The following is an 18,462-nucleotide window of genomic DNA, read 5'->3' on the forward strand; positions in this document are numbered from 1 at the left end:
ATTAAATCTTCCAATTATCTATTATTCTATATCCTTGTCCTCGTTTTGTTTCAATTACATCTATAATATCTAATTCTTCTAATCGTTTTCTTAATCTTGTAATATTAACAGATAAAGTGTTATCATCTACAAAATCTACATCATTCCATAATACTTCAAGTAAAGTTTCTCTTGAAACAATTTTATTTACATTTTTAAGTAAACAATATAAAAGTTGAAATTCTTTTTTGCTTAATTCTATGTTTTTTTTATTAAACTCTACAACGTTTTGATTTATATAAATAAATAATCCATTAACTTCAAACATTTCATTGTTAGTACTTTCAGAATAACTGCCATAAACTCTTCTTATAACGCTTTTTATTTTTGCTATTAAAAGATCATAGGAGAATGGTTTTGTTATATAGTCATCACCACCATTTTCTATTGCCATAACTTGGTCCATATCTGATTCTCGTGAAGATATGAAAATAATGGGTACATTAGAAAGTGTTCTTATGTCTCGACACCAGTAAAAGCCATCATAGAAAGGGAGATTGATATCCATAAGAACAACCTGTGGGTTGTTTTTTATAAATTCTCCTTTTATATTTAAAAAGTCATTTACTACACATACTTCATAACCATATTTTTCAATGTGATTTTTCATCAAAATACCAAGTTTTACATCATCCTCAACTATCATTATATTGTACATACCCATATACCTCCTTTGGTCATTTTATATTAAATTATATAAAAAATCATAAATACTTTAAATAACATAATACTTTCCAATATTATTCTCCTATGTATAAATATACTTTTTATAATCAGTGTTTTCAACTATTTTCGTTATTTAAGTAGTTTTAAATTGCCTACAACAAATGTTAATAGGTTAGTACAGCTAGTACTTATAGGGGAAAAATGCTAAAATGTTTTAATTTATGGATGGTCATAAAAAATTACATATGAAATTTTAAGTTTTCACTAATATATAAAATTACTTTAGTTATTAGACCTTGAAATCAATAATTTAAAAAGCTAACTTGAAATCCATATAATATGATATAATTTTTAAAAACAATGATTTGTAATTAAATTAAATATATGTAAATTAAAAGTCTAAATAAATTATATATATAAATTTTAATAAATATTTAACTAATAAAATTCTTTAAGTTTTAAGGTGAGAATTGAAATATAGGCGATGGAGAATATGAATATATTTACTGATAGATTATGTTTAAGAGAGTTTGTAGCAGAAGATTATGATTTCTTTTTTGAATTAGAAACTAGCGAATTTATTCAAAAATTTGAATCAGATACCATACCTACAAAAGAAGAAATTGATGAGAAATTTTCTAAAATACTTAAATGCATAAATGAAATACCAAGAAATAGATATTATTTGGTTATCACAAAGTTACCTGACTTTCAGCCAGTAGGAAAACTAGGGTTTTGGGAGATAGATTCTTCTATTAGAGAATGGGAGATTGGTTGGGATATTCATATAGATTACATTGGTAAGGGTTATGCTCCAGAAGCAGCAAAAGCATTGATGAAATTTGGATTTAATAAATTAAATGCTCATAGGGTACAAGCGTTATGTAATGATAAAAATATTAATTCAGAAAAAGTTATGATAAAAATAGGAATGAAAAAAGAGGGAACATGTAGAGCAGTTAGATTATTAAATAATAATTGGTATGGAAGTCATATTTATTCCTTATTGGATACTGAAATAAAATATATAGACAAGTGAAAAGTAAAAATATAATATATTATTAAAATTTATTGGTACACTCAATTTGAATAAAAACATATAAACTATAATTTATAAAAAATTAAAATAGAAGGAGATATAAAATGGATGAAGATAAGAAAAAAGAAGAAGATTGAATATGTATTTGCATATCATGTGAAATGTGTATAGGAGTAACATTTGGAGTTATTTTTAATAATATTGGTTTATTTATAAGTTTTGGTACGTTTATAGGATTATTGGTTGGATATATAATAAATTCAAAGAAAAATAGATAATTTAAATTTAATATATAGATGTTATTGTTAATGGAGGAATTTATGAAAAATATTAAGGTAATATTTTTTGATATGGGAAATACTTTATTACATTTTCATTATGGACAATCAGATGATGAGAAAGATATGCAAGGTCTAGTTTATTTAACTGAGTATTTAAATAGATTTGATGAAAATATTACATTTGAAGATGTGAAGAATAATTTTTATAAAATTTGGATGGATGGAATAAAAGATAGAAAAAGTAAAAGAATAGAATATCCAATTGAAAGTTTTTTAAATGGGTTTCTTAAAAAATATGATTTGACTTTTAGTTTAGAACAATGTATACAAGCTATTCATTGTTTTTACAAAGAATATAGAGAGCAAGTTAGGTTTGAAGATAATATATATGAAACTTTAAAAAGTATAAAAGAAAAAGGTTATAAAATAGGTGTTATATCTAATACTTGTTATTATGACGAGGTTATGAAAGAGTGTTTTTCAAAGGCAAAAATTTATGAATTAGTAGATAATTTTATTTTTAGCTATTCATTAAAAATAGGAAAACCTAACAAAAAAATTTTTGAAGCAGCTATAGAACAAATGGGAATTTCACCTAAAGAAGCAATAATGGTTGGAGACAGTTTAGAAAGTGATATTAAACCTGCTTTACAATTAGGTATGAAAACCATATGGCTAAAGAATGATATAATTAATGATACTAAATTAGAAATAGTACCACATGGGAAAATATCAACTATAAAGGAGCTATTAAGTTATATATAATAAACTAAATATATTAAAAATTAATATAATAATATATAAAACGCTTATTAGGCAATTTAGTAGGTGTTTTTATTATATCTAAAATTTTTTGGTGACAGGCATTAAACTTATATAGGTATATATATTTATAGAAAACTAATGTTCTAAATAAAATTGTATTAAAAATAAATTAAGAAAATAAATTAAGGGTAGGAGAATAAAAAATGAATGATATAAAAGATGTATTGAAATTTTTATATAAAGATAAAATTAGAAATATAAATGTTATAAATTTCATTGAAAATTATCCAATAAGCTATATAGAACAAATAGGAGAATCAATTATAGTTAAAGGGAAAAGTGATAAAAAGTGGATTTATATAAGTTCGAAATCAATAGATGAATTGAAAATAATAAAAAGCAAAATAGATTATGATGATAAAAATTTTGCAGCAGTGGAAGAATGGATGATGCCTATTATAATTAAAGGGTATGAAATCAAGTGGCGATTATCTACTATGAAATTAATATTAAAAAATGAAGTAAATATAAACGAGGCTGAAAATATTATGGATAAACTAAATATTAATGATGCTAAGTTTATCTATGAAAACTCAGATTATAAGGATGTTATATCTATTGATTATATAATTAATAGAATAACTAAAGGGGTAAATTCTTGTATACGTCATATGGATAAACCAGTAGGATGGGCAATTACACAGGATGATGGTGCCATAGGGTTTTTGAATGTTTTGCCTCAATATAGAAATAATGGATATGCTCATGATATCACTATGGATTTAATAAATAAAGTTCGTAATAAAAATAAAATTCCATTTGTCCATATTGAAGAAGATAATTTGGAATCTATGAAATTAGCAACTAGTTTAGGATTTGAAAAGTATAAGATAGTGAATTGGTTTGAAAGAGAATAATAAATATAAAAAATAATATTGGTTAGAATATTAAAAAAATTTAGAATTGTGTTATAATTATGGTATAATTGTAAAAAATAAACAATTAGAAAGATTAAATGTAGAATGATAATAGAATTGGAGAAAAGAAAAATATTCACAGCTTTATAAATACCGTTCCATATATAATTTAAAAAATTAAAATGATAGCACTAATGAAAAATAGTATTTTGCTAAATTTATAATGATTTTACAGAGTATCAAAATGTAAAAGAAATGTGATATATAAAATTCTTAAGTGAAAAGTGTGATTCGTATGGACAAGGTGTACAAATCAGTGAGGGGGAGTTTGTGAACCTTGAGTATGGTAAAAAAGTGCTATATTCTTATTATAAAAAGATACTGAGTTTAAGAATATTTTGGAAAAAATGAAATTTTTTATTCATAAGAAAAATTGGATAATCAAAAAATAGAAGGCAAGGAATATATTTTTACATATTTTTATTATGTATTAATGAAAAGTTAATAAGAAGAAAGGTGGTAATTATTATGAAATATATAATGACAGATAATCCCAAGGAGCAAGATGTTGATATAGTCTTAAATAATTTAATAGAATATAATATTTCTCATATAGAAGAAAAAGAGGTTAAACCATTAGCTATTTTTGTTAATGATGAAAATGAAAATAAGATAGGCGGTATTATAGCGGAAACTCACGGTAACTGGTTAGAGATATCCTCATTATGGGTAGATGAAAAAGTTAGATATAAGAAAATTGGTTCAAAGTTATTAAAAAATGTTGAGGCAGAGGCCATAATAAGAGGTTGTAAGTATTCATTTCTTGATACTTTTAGTTTTCAAGCAAGAGATTTCTATTTAAAGTTAGGGTATAAGGAAGTTTTCACATTGGAAAATTATCCAATAACTAGTAAACGTCATTATTTTATTAAGCAACTAATAAAAAGTAGGTAAGATAAGAATGAGATGAAAAAATGATAATACGTGAGTTAACCCAGGAAGAGTTAAAATGGATATAGAGTTAAATTGCAAATGCTGAAATGAGAATTTTTAAATATTATAGATCATGATAATATGAGCATAGAAGAGGAAATTTCATTTATATATAATTAGTTAAATGATACAGAGTATTAAAACGTTAGATAGGTTTTTAGGATATATAGGTACAAGTTTAGCAGAAATAGAAGATGTTTTATGAAAAAATATGTGATCTAATTACATTGATTATATAGTGAACCAAGCCTAAGATTTAACTTTTTAGAATGTATTTAATAAACTAAGTAAACGATTAAATACACTGTAAATTGTAAATAATGTTTAAAAAATAAATAGTAATTTAAATTGAGAGGTTAAATTGTAATGATAAGACATGGAATTTTTGTTAGAAGAAAGCGGAATGATTATTAGATAAAAATTAGAAGAACATTTATTTTAAGGTGGAGGGTTTATGAAATTTGTGATAACTGATATTCCAAGGGAAAATGATATTAATGGAATTGAAAGTAATTTAAAAAAATATAATTGCTCTAATCTAGGGATAAAAGCAGCCAAGCCTTTAGCTATTTTTGTTAAGAATAAAAATAATAATAGAATAGGTGGTATTACAGCACAAATTAATGGTAATTGGTTAGAAATATCATTGCTATGGGTTGATGAAAGGTTCAGAGGTAGAAAAATTGGTTCTAAATTATTGAAAACTCTTGAGGCAGAAGCTATAGTAAGGGGATGTAAATATGCATTTCTTGATACTTTCAGTTTAAAAGCTAGAGATTTTTATTTGAAATTAGGATATAAAGAAGTTTTAAAATTAGATGAATATCCTGCAACAAGTAAACGTTATTATCTTTTGAAACAATTAATAGAAAATAAATAAATTGTTAAGTTATAAAAATATCGTATTTATTCAGAGATGGATTTTACGATATTTTTATTTAAAGATAAGAGATAATGATATTGTGAAAATGCTAGCAGATTTTAATATATTTAATAAAAATTATTATTAAAACAACTAAGGATTTTTTGTTTTTTCTATAAGAATATAAAAGTGGGTTTATAATAAAATTTTATTAATATAAAAAGTATTGTATAATTATTGTATAAAATATTTAATGGAGGTATTGAATATGGATAGAAATGTAAATATTTTAGTTGTAGAAGATGATGAAGATATAAATAGAATTATAAGAAAAATTCTTGTGAAAGAAGGATATAATGTAAAATCAGCTTATTCAGGAACGGAAGGTAAGTTATATATAAATATGGAAGATTTCAAACTTATAATATTAGATTTAATGTTGCCAGGAATGACAGGAGAAGAACTTATTTCATATATTAGAGAAACTAAAAATATGCCAGTTATAGTTATATCAGCGAAAAAATCTCAAGATGATAAAATAAATTTACTTAAACTGGGAGCAGATGATTTTATATGTAAACCTTTTGATATAAATGAAGTTTTAGCAAGAGTACAAGCACAACTAAGAAGATATACTAAATTTAATAGTATAAAAGAAAATAATGAACCTTTAATTTACAAAGAGTTAGTTTTAGATAAGGAATTAGTAGAAGTAAAAGTAAAAGGGAAAAAGATAGCATTAACAGCTAAGGAGTTTTCTATTTTAGAGTTACTTTTAAGTTATCCTAAGAAGGTATTTACTAGAGCAAATTTATTTGAGAAAGTTTGGAATGATGATTTTTTAGGTGATGATAAAACTATAAATGTACATATAAGTAATATAAGATCTAAAATATCAGTAGTAGATAATAGAAATGAATATATAAAAACAGTATGGGGAATAGGTTTTAAACTTGGAGAGTAACTTTATAAATTCTTAATATTTTCTTTAACTTATCTTGACCATTTTATTTTAATATAGACACATAGAGAGTTAAGAAAGGGTGAGTTAAATGGAAGAAACTATTTTGGCTACAAGAAATTTAACTAAAAGATATAAGAACAATGTTGTAGTTAATAATGTTAATATGAATATTAAAAAGGGTGATATATATGGGCTTATTGGAAAAAATGGAGCAGGAAAAACCACTATAATAAGGCTTATATTATCTTTAATAGGTGAAACTGATGGGGAAATAGAATTGTTTTCAAAAACCTCTACAAAAGAAAAATTAAAAGAGCTTTCTCGTGTAGGTTCAATTGTTGAAACTCCAAAGTTTTATCCTTATTTTACTGCTGAGCAAAATTTAGAATATTATAGAATTCAAAGAGGCATTGTAGAAAGAGAAGTTGTAAAAGAATCATTAGAATTAGTAGGATTAGGGGATGTAGGAAATAAGAAATTTAAAAAATTCTCTTTAGGTATGAAACAAAGATTAGGAATTGCTTTAGCTATCATGGGAGATCCAGATTTTCTTGTTTTAGATGAACCTACTAACGGGTTAGATCCTATGGGAATTGTAGAGATTAGAGAAATACTTTTAAAGCTTAATAAACTTAAAAATACAACTATACTTATATCAAGTCACATACTGGGAGAAGTCGCACAATTAGCTACATGCTTTGGATTTATTGATAATGGAATGTTAATTGAAGAAATTTCAGCTAAAGAAATGAATGAAAAATGTAGAACGTGTTTGGCTATTAAGGTTAATGATATAGAAAAAACATCAGCTATATTGGAAAATAAAGTTGGATGTAAAGAATATGAAGTACTACCTGATAATAATATAAAAATTTACGCTCATTTAGATGAACCAGAAATTATAAATAAGTTATTAGTTGAAAATGGAGTAATGGTTTATTCATTAGAAAGGTTAGGCGCTAATTTGGAAAACTATTTCATTGATTTAGTAGGGGGAAAAGCACATGTTTAATTATATAAAAGCAGAGATGTACAAATGGTTAAGAAGACCTTTATTATATGTAAGTTCTTTAATTATTATGGCTTTAATAGTATTTATTTTTTTAGTTGTTTCAGATAATGCTCCTATGGAAGCTAGAGGTGTGCTTATAAGTATTGCTAATGAGTTTTTAGCAGGGATATTGATATTTGTAGTAATACTTACATCAATATTTTTAGAAGAATTTAAAGAAGGAACTTTAAAGAACATAGCTTCTTATGGATTAAGTAAAGAAAAAATATTTTTAGGTAAAATAATTATAGAGAGTATAATTTTTATAATAATTTGTATAGTGTGTTTGATAACTTTTATAACATGTATATACACATTTACAATTCCTTATGAAGGCTATTCAAATGCAAGTTTATTGCTATTATTAGCTAAGTTTTTAGTTGGATTACCTTTATATTTAGGAGGCATAGCTCTTGTAAATATATTAATGTTATTTTGTAAAAAAGATTTTCTATTAGCAATTTTATATATTATTGTATTGAATTTTCGTCAAATTATATTATATTTGGAATATAAAGTTTCAAAGAGTTTCATTTATGTATACAAGTTATTACTTACATCGCAACTATCTAAGCTTCAAATAATGGAAAGTATTAATAGTGAAATGATAAGTATAGCGTTAATAGGGGCTGTATATACAATAGTATTTAGTTTAATTGGTATGAAAATTTTCAGAAAACAAGAAATTAAATAAAGAAAGGGTTAATTGATGCATTATATATTAATAGTAATTCTTATTGCATTATTGAGTATTACAAGTTTAAAACTTTTTCTAAACAGAAAAGAAATTAGAAATATAAAAAAAAATCTTAATAAAATAAATTCAAGTGATACTAATGAAAAAATTAAAATCTCTGTTTCTGATAAGTATATTGAAGAATTGGCTATAGAAATAAATAGTTGTTTAAAATTAAAACAACAATTAGAAAGAAACTATAAAGAACTAGAGGTGGAATTAAGGCAAGCTATTGCAAACATGTCACATGATTTAAGAACTCCACTTACATCTATTAAAGGATATATTCAGTTAATTAAAGACGAGGGTATATCAAAGGAAGAAAAAAATGAATATATAAATATAATTGAAAAAAGAGCTAATTCATTACAAATGTTAATAACTAGTTTTTATGATTTATCTAGATTACAAGCTAATGAATATAATTTTAATTATGAAAAAGTTAATGTTGGTAATGTTTTATGTGAGATAATATCGGAGTTTTATGAGGAGTTTATATCAAAGGGAGTAGAGCCTAATATAAGTATAGATGAAAAAGTGGAGTGTGTTATATCAGATAAAAATGCAATAAATCGGATTTTTATTAATTTGATTCAAAACATCTTAAAACATTCTAAAGGAGAAGTTAGTATTTCTTTAAAAAGAAAGGGCGACTATATGGATGTTGAATTTAAAAATTATGCACCAGAATTAACACTATATGATGCATCACATATGTTTGATAGGTTTTTTACAAGGGATAGGATGAGAACAGGACAGAATACTGGATTAGGATTAGCCATAACTAAATCACTTGTGGAAAAATTAGGAGGTAATATTACATCTAAGTTAGAAGATAAGTATTTGTATATAAATATTTTGATAAAGATATGAAGTTTATAGTGGGGGATATTGTTATGGTAAAAAGTCATTGTTATGCAATTATATTTGGAACTTTAGTTGTATATATTTCCGTAAGATATAAAGATTGGAAAATAAAAAAACTTAATAATAAATAGTTATAAGAAGACACAAAACAATAAGTTATTAAGTGTCTTTTTTTATTAGTGACAGTCATTAAATTATTAAAGTTACTAACTTTTAATAAAAATATTTTATAATTATAATTTTGATTAACTATATTTTTATTGTCAAAGCTTTAGATAAGGATAATTGTTAGTAGGAGGTAATTTAGCTTTGGCTAGAATGGCAAGAAAAAAAACAGAAAATGCTATATACCATGTAAGAATAATAGGATGCAAATCAAAACCATTGTTTAACAATGAATATGATAAAAAAATGTTTATGGAAAAATTATCTGAAAGTATACAAAAATATAAATTTAARRTATATGCTTAYTGYTTAATGGATACKCATGTWCATCTTATAGTGGATTCATATGGTRSWGATATMTCAGTTATTATGAAAAGTATAAAAGAGAGATACTCAAAGTATTATAACAGAGAACATGATTCAAATGGATCATTGTATAAAGAAAGATTTGAAAGCACAATAATAGAAAGTGATGGGTATCTAGTAGCAGCATCACTATATATTCATAGGAATCCAAAGGATATTATAGGATATAGAAATACACCTGAAACTTACAAGTTTTCAAGTATAAAGGCATATGCAGGAGGTATAGATGAATTTGATATAGTAGATAGTGAATTTATATTAAGTATACTAAATAGATTTAAATACTTTGCGGTAAAAGATTATGTAAAACTATTTAATGAAACGATGAATATTCAAAATAATAAATTTAAGGAAGTAGAGATAAAATTAGATATGGAATTTAAAAATGTAGAATATGTAAATAATAGGGAGATACTAAAAAGAAATTTTTCTGTTGGCAAGTTGGCTCAGTTTATAGTAGAAGAAATAGGKTTAGAAGTWGAAGAKYTATTAATAAAAAATAGAAGYTATAATAAAGAWRKRAGAGSAATATTTGCWTTAATGGCWACATCATTATGTGRTATAAGTTCTCTTAAGATAGGAAAAGTGTTAGGGGGGATAACAACAAGTAGAGTGTGTACTTTAACCAATTATGGAATAGAACTTATAAGATATAATAGCAACTATAAGAATATATTTAAAAAGTTCATGGAAAAAGAAGAGTATGTAATATAAATAAAATTTAAAAAAATATAAAGAGAGCTTTATAAAATTAAATAAGAATATGTACAAACCTTAAATATAAGTAAAGGTAGATTTTTATAAATTTAAAATATGATAGTTTTTATTTAGTGACAGTCATTATTATTTAATAAAAGTGCCAGCCAGTTATGATATTTAACAAGGAACATTTCAAATAATCGGATGAGGGTAAAACTAGCACTTCTTTTTATAATACCTATTTGGATAAGCTAAATTTTAAAAGATTGGTAATTTTAAAAGGTCATAATTATTTACATTGGACATGCTATAAAGAAATAAGTGGGGATGTTAATAATTTTATAAATGATTATTGTAAATAGATAAAATGTTTAAATAAATAGAGATTTAGAGTGTTTTTGTGCATTATTATATTTAAGTTTGAACTTTAAATATAAAAGTGTATATTTATTATATTTTTTAGTGACAGTCATTATATAAATTACAATATAGTACATTAATTTAGTGACAGTCATTATAAAATGTATATTTCATTTTAACAAATTCTCCATTGCCAAGAGGGGTTTTAGTTTTATAAGTATCTACTATATTAAAACCTGCTTTAGTGTAACATTTTATTGCTCTTTTATTAAATGAACGAACTTGTAAAAAAATAGGTTTGTTTGGATATTCATACTTGCATTTGTCTTTTACTAATTTCATTATTATAGATCCAAATCCTTTTCCACATAAAGAAGGTTTAAGACCAATACCTATAACAATGTAGTTAACCTTATTTACTAATCTTATATGTCCACATAGATTATTGAACTCATCAATGATAGAATTAAATTCAGATTTTCTTTTTTCTTCCTTTGTAATACCCCAATTTTCGTTACACATTTTACTCCAACTTGGATAGTTATATATATAATATTCATTATCATATTTCCAGCTGCAAATTTCTTTTGCATAGTCTTCAGTTAAAACATCTAATTTAAAATTCATCATGTCCCTCCTAAAATTTTAATATATTAATAATACAAATATTATTACATTATTTTCCATAATATTATACCATATAAATAGTCAAAAAAATATTAATAAATATAGTTATTGAGTAAATATATGTTAAATTATATACTTATATGTGAGGTGATAATATTGAGCAAAAGCTATTTTATAAAAGAAAGACTGATTGCATTAGGTGCTAAGTTTGATGTTTTTGATGAGAATGGAAAAGAAATATACTTAGTGGAAGCTGATAAGTTTGATATTGGTAAAAATATAAATGTATATACTCCTAATAAAGATGAGAGAGTATTATATATGGAACAAAAAATAAGAATAGGTGCACATAAATACGTTATGTATAATGTAAGTGGTAAAGAAATTGCATTAATAGAAAAAGAATTTATGATTCCTAAATATAATATATCGAGCATATATGGTGATATAGAAATGGAAAGTGAAAATATACTTGGAAGGTCATATACCATACGTAAAAATGATTTAGATATAGGATATATAGAGAAAGAATTTAATTTTATTGGTAGAGATAAATATAATTTAAAAGTTATAGATGAAGAATATACCTTGTTTTTAATAGGACTTTTAATAATGATAGATATGATAAGATTTCATGACAATTAGAATGTGCGGCAATTACTGTCGCATTTTTGTTTTTGCATAAATTAAAATATAATTAAAAAATTGACAACAAAGAGAGCTTATTATAAAATATAGGTAACTAGTTACTTAATTTGAGGTGATAATTTGGAAAATAAAAAGGCATATATATTTGGAGCTATATTTCTATTTTCAAATAAATTACAAAATGCAGGAGATAAATTGTTTGATGAAATTTCAATGAAACAATGGCTTTTATTAATTTCAATAGGACAAAGTAAAATTAAAAATCCAACACTTACTCAAGTTTCTGAAATTATGGGATATAGCAGACAAAATGTAAAAAAATTAGCACTGCATTTAGAACATAATAATTTTGTTAAACTAGAAAAAGACTCAGAAGATAATAGAGCTATTAGAATATGTCTAACAAAAAAATGTTTTAATTATTTTAAAGGTAGAGAAAACATAGAAGAAGAATTTATTGAAAATTTATATAAAAACATTACTGATGATGAAATAGATTCTATGTTTTCAATTATGAAAAAACTTGAAGATAATATACTAAATTTGGATATATAATAAGTTAGTGATAGGACGAAATATATATCTATATGAAAGAAGGAATCATATGAAAAGGAGAAAAAAATTAAAGATGCTTTTTTTAGTTACTATTTTAGCAATAATTGCAATCATAATTTATCTAAATATACCATATTCTCCAGTGAAGACTGAATACTGGAAAAAGATAAATAATATTGAAAAAAAACAAGCTAAGGAACAAGGAATAATATCTAAGGATGATTTAAGGGTTTTACCAGAAGCAATACAAAAATATTTTATAAACAATGGTTATTTAGGTATAGAAAAAACTTCAAAAGTAATATTTAGTTTTAAAAATGTTGATTTTTCAATGGGATTAAATAAACCTAATATGAAAATTGATTATATAGTTTATGATTTTACAAATAATCCAAGTAGATTGGCTTTAATTGATACAAAGATGTTTAAAATACCATTTCAAGGCATTGATATTTATGAAAATGGACAAGGTTCAATGAAAGGAGTTATTGCAAAGAATGTTACGTTGTTTAATGAAAAGGGAGATGATATGAATTCAGGGGCATTAGTTACATATCTTTCAGAATGTTTAATGCATCCAAGCCTAGCATTACAAAAAAATATAAAATATAAAGAAATTGATAAATATACGGTTGAAGCAACAATAGTAGATAATGATATAAAGGTTAGTGGTATATTTTATTTTAATGAAAGTTATGAAATGACAAGTTTTCAATCAAAACGATTTGCTGAAGATACTGATTCTTATGAAAATTGGTCTGCAGTTGCATCAAATTATAAAAAAATTAAAGGGATTAATACTCCAACAACATTACAGGCTATATGGCATTATGATAAAGGAGATTTGATATATTTTGATAGTAAAAATATGGAGATTTATTATAAATAAATTTTAAGTATTGGCTTTTAGCTTACATACATTATTATATTTAAGTTGAAATCTAGAAAGAGTAATATATAGGTATATGACTTAAAGTTTTTGGAATTATTGCTGATGAATATGTAGTATGGTTGGTATTTGCAAAAGGCTACTAAAACTATAAAAAGCTTAGGTAGTATTATAATTAATAAAGAAATAGCAGAGGGGATTAAGTTAAAGTATTTAAACAAACTGTACAATTTCCTAATACAAAGAAGAATGTATATCAGAGAAATTAACAAAGCTTTTCCCGGGAAATATTAGGAAAATATTAGAACTTTGTAGTAAGAATTATTATTAAAATAATTAATAACATACAAAAAGGATGCAGAATAGCATCCTTTTTGTATGTTATTTTGAAAATTTGTTCGGAAATTGTTTTATAATTCCATTAGTAATAGCATCCGATAAGATTAGGATATGTTTTTCACCTTTATCAAAGCTTTGAACATCAGCGTTCCAATCTTTATTAATTCTTGCAACTACTTCATCAGTAGTTAATTTTAAATGCATATGTAATATATCTTTTAATTCTTTATTTGACCAATTGGGATTAGCTGCACTTAAAAAATCAGCAATTTTATCTGCATTTTCATACCATAAAATGTTATATTTATCCACGTCACTTTTATTACCTTCTTTAGCAGCATCAACAATTTGTCCAGCTATAGAAATATGTTCTCTTAAAAGTTTAGAAAGTTTATTTCCAGCTATATCCCCATAGTAAGGTTTGATAGAATTTCCAATGTCATCTTGATTTTTTAAAAGTCTATCTAGTACAGTGTCTTTATCTTCAAGGGAAGCTAAATCACTAATAATAAAATTTCTAGTCCAGAGTACATGCTCTATCCAAAGTCTTTGTTCTTCCATTTTAAAATTTGCCATGGACTGAGTAAAAGGTAGTTTATCAGAAGAACTATCTATAGTAGCTTTAACTTCAGATGGTACTAAAGAAAAAGATACTAAAAGCATACATGTTAAAAAAATTGATAATAGTTTTTTCATTTTACATTCTCCTTTATTTACAAAATATAACTTAGGGTTTCCTAAAAGATATAAATATATTCAGTGATGTAATGAAGTTTAAATAATATTTGCTTATGAATATTGTTTTAGGTTTAAATTTAAGCATTGTTAAGAGTATAGTAGTATAGGCTAACTTTTATATTTCATTTTAAAATTTAAAGGTAAAAAGGTGTTGAAATATACTGAAGTCGATAAAAAACTAATCTTTAAAATTTTTAATTAATATTAGAAAAAGTAATATTATATTAATATAATTAAAATAGCACTTACTATTTTAATTAGTAAGTGCTTATTTTTGTTATTGAAGAAGTGGAAAGGTTTTTGAATATATCCAAATTAAAGGATGTATTTTTAGGGTTTGAAAAGTATAAAATGAAGTAGATTATCAATAAAATTATAATTAAAATTGTGGTCTTACTATATTTTTTCATAATAAACTAAATCAATCCTCCTTTGATATATTATAATGTGAGTTACATGTAAATATGCGGCATATAAGTTAAATTATTTTGAATAAATGAAAAATATTTAATAAACACTAATAATTCTATATAGTGATTCAGAGCAATACTATACTTACAATAGCTATATTTTATTTAAAGTTAATGGTATTTTAATTTATATGTTTATATAAGCTTATAAATTCGTTATTATATATTTATATAAATTATGGGGGGATTAAAAATGAAATTAATAAAACCATTAGCATTAAAAAAAGGTGATAAAGTGGCAACTATTAGTTTATCTTGGGGTGGAGCAGGTGATAGTGATATTTTATGGAGATATGAGCAAGGGAAAAAACGTCTAGAAGAAGAGTTTGGTTTAAAGGTTATAGAAATGGAAAATACGTTAAAAGGAAGTGAGTATTTATATAATCATCCTGAAAAAAGAGCAGAAGATTTAATGAATGCCTTTAAAGACAAATCTATAAAAGGTATTTTTAGTTGTATTGGAGGCGAGGAAAGTGTAAGGATTTTACCTTATATAGATTTTGATATTATTAAAAATAATCCTAAGGTTTTTATAGGATATTCTGATACGACTATCTCACATATGATATGCTTAAAAGCAGGATTATCTACTTTTTATGGTCCATCAATTTTAGCAGAGTTTGCTGAAAATGTTAAAATGTTTGATTATACAAAAGAATGGATTTACAAAGTATTATTTAATAATTCATCTATAGGCAAAATTAATTCATCTTTAATTTGGACAAGTGAATATTTACCATGGGTTTATAGCAATAAATATAAACAGAGAAATACTTATAAAGATGAAGGATATGAACTTTTACAAGGAGAAGGTATAGCCAAAGGACATTTAATCGGAGGATGTATAGATGTTTTAGAAATGATTAAAGGTACAAAACTTTGGCCAGAAAAGGAATTATGGAATGATGCAATTATATTTTTTGAAACATCAGAAGATATGCCAAAGCCAAAGTATTTAGAATACTGGTTAAGAAATTATGGATCACAGGGAATCTTTCAAAATGCAAAAGGTATAATATTTGGAAAACCTTATGATAATAAATATTATGATGAATATAAAAAGATTATTTTAAAAGTTATAAATGAAGAACTAAAATTAAAAGATTTACCTATAATATATAATATGAATTTTGGTCATACAGCTCCAATGATAACTATTCCTTATGGAGCTATAGGTGAGATTGATTGTAATAAAGTTGAATTTTCAATATTAGATTCAGGTGTTATTTGATTATGCCTTAATTATAAAAGTAGAATATTTGTTTTAGAATGAAAAGTAGGCTTAAGCCTACTTTTTTATGTTGACTTTAGTCTAAGGTGAAAGTTTAAAATTATATATGAAAGGTGTTGATATTATGAATCATAGTTATAGTATAAGTGAAGTTGCAAATATTTTTAATATAACTACTAACAAAATTAGATATTATGAGAAAAAGGGACTATTAAAACCATTAAGAGATAGTAATAATGAATATAGAAAATTTAATGATGAGGATATAATGACATTACAATTGATATTACTATATAGATCTATAGGTTTATCAATTAGTGATATAAAAGATATAATAGAGAATAAAACCAATAAAAATTATTTAAATCATTTTAATGATCAATGGGAAATAGTGAATGATGAAATTCAAAGATTGACTATAGTTAGAGATTCACTAGAGAATATATTGGATAAGCTTTATATGAAGGATGAATGTGGATTAGATAGTGATATATTAGATGTTATAAAAGGAGCTAATAAAATAAGCGATGTTAAAAATAATTGGAAAGATAAATGGAACTTTAATGATTGGGCTAAAAATTATGATAAGGCTATAGTAGAAGATAGAGGAGAAGTTAAAATATACAAGAATTATAATTTAATATTAGACAAGGTATACAATTTGGCAAGTGAAAATAATAAAAAAGGGTTAAAATTTTTAGAAATAGGTGTAGGAACAGGAAATTTAAGTAGCAAGTTTTTAAAAAATAATTGTGATATTGTAGGAATAGATCAATCTAGAGAAATGTTAAAAATAGCAAAGAAAAAGTATCCTAAGTTAAAAGTAAGATTAGGAGAGTTTTTAAAAATACCATATAGTGATAAGAGTTTTGATATTATAGTTTCAACTTATGCTTTTCACCATCTAAATGAAAATGAAAAGGTTATAGCTATAGAAGAAATGATTAGAGTATTAAAAAATGATGGAAAAATAATTATTGGAGATTTAATGTTTAAAGATGTAGATGATAAAAGATTTATATTTAAAAGTTTGACAAAAGGGCAAATGGAAGAAGTGGAAGATGAATATTACTCTAATATTGATTTTTTGAAAATGGAATTTAGAAGGTTTGACAAAAACTTAAGCTATGAAAGGATAGATATGTTTAATTATATAATTAAGATTATTTAAACTAAAGTATATGAAAATTTACTAAAACTGTGTATGGACTATGAAATATATAATTTTACACAGTTTTAAATAAATAGTAATAATAACTAATAATGAATAGGTTTGTTATATTTTATTCAACTATATTGTAAAATAAGTTTAATAGTAAAAAGGGGGAAGCATTATGAAAGCTAAAATACTTATGTTAGGAACATATCATTTTGGTAGCTGTGGGGAGCACCTGATAGAAAATAATCCAAAGGATATTATGAGTGATAAAAAACAAAAGGAGCTTAAAGAGTTAATAGATAGATTGCTAAAGTTTAAGCCTAATAAAATAGCAGTTGAAAAAGATAAAGATAAAGAAGATGAATTAAATAGAATATACTCTAAGTATTTAAAAAGCGGAATGGTTATAGAAAATACTATTTTAGAGGAGAGAAATGAAGTAGTTCAAATTGGATTTAGACTAGGCAAGACTTTAAGCCATGAAAAGATTTATACAATAGATAAAGGGGTAGATTTACCAATGAAATGGTTAGAATATTGCAAAAATAATGAACCCCAAATTTATAAAAATTTTATGAATATAATTAATAAATTAGATAATGAAGATAAAGAAGACTTTGAAAATTTAACTGTATTAGAAATGTTTAAAAAAATGAACAACCCTACAAATATAAATAATGAGCATAGTGATTTATATTTATATCCTAATCAAGTTGGCGAAGGGAGCAATTATTACGGTGTAGATTTTCTTGTTGAATGGTATAGAAGAAATCTATATATTTTTAGTAATCTTCAAAAAATTGCTAAAGAAAATGATAGAATATTAGTTATATATGGAGCGGGGCATTGTAAAATTTTAAGAAATTTTATAGAAGATTATAATGAGTTTGAACTAGTAGATGTATCAGAGTATTTAAAATGATTTACTTAAAAATTTTAAATTTAAATGAAGAGGCATGTAAATCTTTTATTGATTATAGAATTAAATATATACCTAAAATAGTATAATTAAGCTTATTATAAATTTTAAGATTAA

19 protein-coding genes are annotated in these 18,462 nt (G+C 24.1%); 16 read left to right on the forward strand and 3 right to left on the reverse strand.

Translation table 11 applies throughout. The annotated features are described in order from the left end of the window. Position 1: 1 nt before the first annotated feature. A complete protein-coding gene (locus ACYUE0_RS05130; protein WP_061995191.1) occupies positions 2-697 on the reverse strand; it encodes a response regulator transcription factor in 696 nt (231 codons plus the stop codon). 501 nt (positions 698-1,198) lie between these two features. Here ACYUE0_RS05130 and ACYUE0_RS05135 point away from each other — a divergent pair. The 10 genes from ACYUE0_RS05135 to ACYUE0_RS05180 all read left to right on the forward strand — a co-directional run bounded on the left by ACYUE0_RS05135 (position 1,199) and on the right by ACYUE0_RS05180 (position 10,425). Next, complete coding sequence (locus ACYUE0_RS05135; protein ID WP_199869453.1) at positions 1,199-1,744, forward strand: GNAT family N-acetyltransferase; 546 nt, start codon at positions 1,199-1,201, stop codon at positions 1,742-1,744. 320 nt (positions 1,745-2,064) lie between these two features. After that, the gene (locus ACYUE0_RS05140) at positions 2,065-2,790 is read left to right on the forward strand and encodes an HAD family hydrolase (protein ID WP_460269739.1); all 726 of its coding nucleotides are present in this window, start codon (positions 2,065-2,067) and stop codon (positions 2,788-2,790) included. A gap of 203 nt (positions 2,791-2,993) precedes the next feature. Continuing rightward, entirely contained in the window at positions 2,994-3,707 is a 714-nt protein-coding gene (locus ACYUE0_RS05145; protein ID WP_460269740.1) for a GNAT family N-acetyltransferase, read from the forward strand. 528 nt (positions 3,708-4,235) lie between these two features. Then, the gene (locus ACYUE0_RS05150; protein WP_061995194.1) at positions 4,236-4,661 is read left to right on the forward strand and encodes a GNAT family N-acetyltransferase; all 426 of its coding nucleotides are present in this window, start codon (positions 4,236-4,238) and stop codon (positions 4,659-4,661) included. A 493-nt stretch (positions 4,662-5,154) separates the two neighbouring features. Next, positions 5,155-5,580 carry a GNAT family N-acetyltransferase gene (locus ACYUE0_RS05155; protein ID WP_061995195.1) on the forward strand — a complete coding sequence of 142 codons (426 nt, stop codon included), beginning with the start codon at positions 5,155-5,157 and terminating at the stop codon, positions 5,578-5,580. 250 nt (positions 5,581-5,830) lie between these two features. Then, a complete protein-coding gene (locus tag ACYUE0_RS05160) occupies positions 5,831-6,526 on the forward strand; it encodes a response regulator transcription factor (RefSeq protein WP_061995196.1) in 696 nt (231 codons plus the stop codon). Positions 6,527-6,614: 88 nt separating this feature from the next. After that, positions 6,615-7,538 carry an ATP-binding cassette domain-containing protein gene (locus tag ACYUE0_RS05165; protein WP_061995197.1) on the forward strand — a complete coding sequence of 308 codons (924 nt, stop codon included), beginning with the start codon at positions 6,615-6,617 and terminating at the stop codon, positions 7,536-7,538. Continuing rightward, positions 7,531-8,271 (forward strand): ABC transporter permease, encoded by a 741-nt coding sequence (locus tag ACYUE0_RS05170; protein ID WP_199869448.1) that lies wholly within the window; start codon positions 7,531-7,533, stop codon positions 8,269-8,271. The genes ACYUE0_RS05165 and ACYUE0_RS05170 overlap by 8 nt, the downstream gene beginning before the upstream one ends. Before the next feature lie 15 nt (positions 8,272-8,286). Then, positions 8,287-9,186: a sensor histidine kinase gene (locus ACYUE0_RS05175; RefSeq protein WP_460269741.1), complete on the forward strand. Its 900-nt coding sequence runs from the start codon at positions 8,287-8,289 to the stop codon at positions 9,184-9,186. Positions 9,187-9,498: 312 nt separating this feature from the next. Beyond that, the gene (locus ACYUE0_RS05180) at positions 9,499-10,425 is read left to right on the forward strand and encodes a transposase (protein ID WP_460269777.1); all 927 of its coding nucleotides are present in this window, start codon (positions 9,499-9,501) and stop codon (positions 10,423-10,425) included. 486 nt (positions 10,426-10,911) lie between these two features. On the opposite strand, the gene ACYUE0_RS05185 is transcribed toward ACYUE0_RS05180, so the two are convergent. Beyond that, positions 10,912-11,397, reverse strand: a complete 486-nt coding sequence (locus tag ACYUE0_RS05185; protein ID WP_460269742.1) for a GNAT family N-acetyltransferase — start codon at positions 11,395-11,397, stop codon at positions 10,912-10,914. Between the two features lie 147 nt (positions 11,398-11,544). On the opposite strand from ACYUE0_RS05185, the gene ACYUE0_RS05190 reads away from it, so the two are divergent. From ACYUE0_RS05190 to ACYUE0_RS05200, 3 genes are all read left to right on the forward strand, one after another. Next, positions 11,545-12,042, forward strand: coding sequence for an LURP-one-related/scramblase family protein (locus ACYUE0_RS05190; RefSeq protein ID WP_460269778.1), 498 nt, complete (start codon positions 11,545-11,547; stop codon positions 12,040-12,042). Between the two features lie 123 nt (positions 12,043-12,165). After that, positions 12,166-12,600, forward strand: a complete 435-nt coding sequence (locus tag ACYUE0_RS05195) for a MarR family winged helix-turn-helix transcriptional regulator (protein WP_061995203.1) — start codon at positions 12,166-12,168, stop codon at positions 12,598-12,600. Positions 12,601-12,649: 49 nt separating this feature from the next. Beyond that, positions 12,650-13,489, forward strand: coding sequence for a DUF6544 family protein (locus ACYUE0_RS05200; RefSeq protein WP_460269743.1), 840 nt, complete (start codon positions 12,650-12,652; stop codon positions 13,487-13,489). A 381-nt stretch (positions 13,490-13,870) separates the two neighbouring features. On the opposite strand, the gene ACYUE0_RS05205 is transcribed toward ACYUE0_RS05200, so the two are convergent. Then, positions 13,871-14,524 (reverse strand): glycosyltransferase, encoded by a 654-nt coding sequence (locus ACYUE0_RS05205; RefSeq protein WP_460269744.1) that lies wholly within the window; start codon positions 14,522-14,524, stop codon positions 13,871-13,873. Between the two features lie 705 nt (positions 14,525-15,229). On the opposite strand from ACYUE0_RS05205, the gene ACYUE0_RS05210 reads away from it, so the two are divergent. The 3 genes from ACYUE0_RS05210 (at position 15,230) to ACYUE0_RS05220 (ending at position 18,348) form a co-directional block, all read left to right on the forward strand. Further along, the gene (locus ACYUE0_RS05210; protein WP_460269745.1) at positions 15,230-16,267 is read left to right on the forward strand and encodes a S66 family peptidase; all 1,038 of its coding nucleotides are present in this window, start codon (positions 15,230-15,232) and stop codon (positions 16,265-16,267) included. A gap of 124 nt (positions 16,268-16,391) precedes the next feature. Further along, positions 16,392-17,438, forward strand: a complete 1,047-nt coding sequence (locus ACYUE0_RS05215; RefSeq protein ID WP_460269747.1) for a MerR family transcriptional regulator — start codon at positions 16,392-16,394, stop codon at positions 17,436-17,438. Between the two features lie 163 nt (positions 17,439-17,601). Then, positions 17,602-18,348 (forward strand): DUF5694 domain-containing protein, encoded by a 747-nt coding sequence (locus ACYUE0_RS05220; RefSeq protein WP_460269748.1) that lies wholly within the window; start codon positions 17,602-17,604, stop codon positions 18,346-18,348. Positions 18,349-18,462: the final 114 nt, after the last annotated feature.

This window comes from Clostridium sp. CTA-19, from assembly GCF_054767855.1.